This is a genomic window from Actinomycetospora sp. NBRC 106375, assembly GCF_030269665.1.
Lineage (GTDB): Bacteria > Actinomycetota > Actinomycetes > Mycobacteriales > Pseudonocardiaceae > Actinomycetospora.
Genome location: NZ_BSTS01000072.1, coordinates 1 through 999, shown reverse-complemented (window position 1 = coordinate 999; position 999 = coordinate 1). Strand labels below are relative to the sequence as shown.

General features: G+C 68.4%; 1 protein-coding gene and 1 tRNA gene. Both read right to left on the bottom strand.

Annotated elements, in window-relative coordinates; genetic code table 11:
- Window positions 1–81 precede the first annotated feature (81 nt).
- Window positions 82–585, bottom strand: a complete 504-nt coding sequence (locus QSK03_RS32915) for a hypothetical protein (protein WP_285660050.1) — start codon at window positions 583–585, stop codon at window positions 82–84.
- Window positions 586–667: 82 nt separating this feature from the next.
- Window positions 668–741: transfer RNA gene (locus QSK03_RS32910), tRNA-Pro, on the bottom strand.
- Window positions 742–999 lie beyond the last annotated feature (258 nt).

The window sequence follows — 999 nt, the reverse complement described above, 5'->3', positions numbered from 1 at the left end:
CAACCCCAAGCGACGCCATTCCAGCATCGGAATGCTCAGCCCGCTGGACCACGAAGCAGCCCACACCACGCCTGACCAAGATCACTGACCCCACACCGTCGGTGTCCGGTCCTGGGGGCCAACCTCATGTGCGACACGCGTCCGGTGATCGACCAGCCCTCGCGCTCCACGACAGTGGACTCGGCAGCTGCGAAGCTGAGCGTAGAACGAGTCCAGCACTTCGCCGCGTACGCGCTCGACCGGGAGACTCCCGAGCAGCGGGAGGACATGCGTGCGGATGAGGCTGTCGTAGCCCGCGCGCGTGGCCACCTCGACGTCGATCACCTCGAGGTAGCGCTCCATCAGCTGGGCCACTGTCGCCGAGGTGCGCGGTTGACGTCCTGCGTCGACGTCGCCGAGCAGTCGAGTCCGCACCTTCTCGGCCATCGCGGCGGCCTTCGGACCTGCCGGGACGACCTCGGTGAGGTGGTGCCGCTTGCCGCTGACCGGGTCGATGCCTGCGTAGACACGCACCCGCAGCGCACCGCTCGGGAGCGTCTCGATCTCGCCGCGCGTGCGACGGCGACCCCCTGGCTTCGTGGCCATGGAGCCAAGCTAGAGGGACACTGGCTCCACGTATAGCTCCATGCCCGCCCACCGATGGAGATCCATCGGCCCGTGAAGTGCGTCGGGACGACAGGATTTGAACCTGCGACCCCTTGACCCCCAGTCAAGTGCGCTACCAAGCTGCGCCACGTCCCGCACCGTCGCCTCGTGCTCGCGACGGATTCCACGGTACCCGACGCGATCGCTGCGCCCGAGCCCGGGGACGTCTGCCGCGTCGGCGAGCTCGTCCGGCAGAGATCACGAGCGCGCTGTGCACCCCCGACGACCGGCGGATTCAAGGGGCTGTCGCAACACCTCGTCTGAGCTAGGGGTGAGTGTGATGGGTCGTGCGCGGGCGTTGCGGGGGCAAGTGCGCGAGTTCTGGCGTGCCCGGCTGGAAGGGCTGGAGCACGA

Bases quoted from the DNA above. Each gene is read 5' to 3' on its own strand.
- QSK03_RS32915 (WP_285660050.1), bottom strand. From the start codon at position 585: ATGGCCACGAAGCCAGGGGGTCGCCGTCGCACGCGCGGCGAGATCGAG.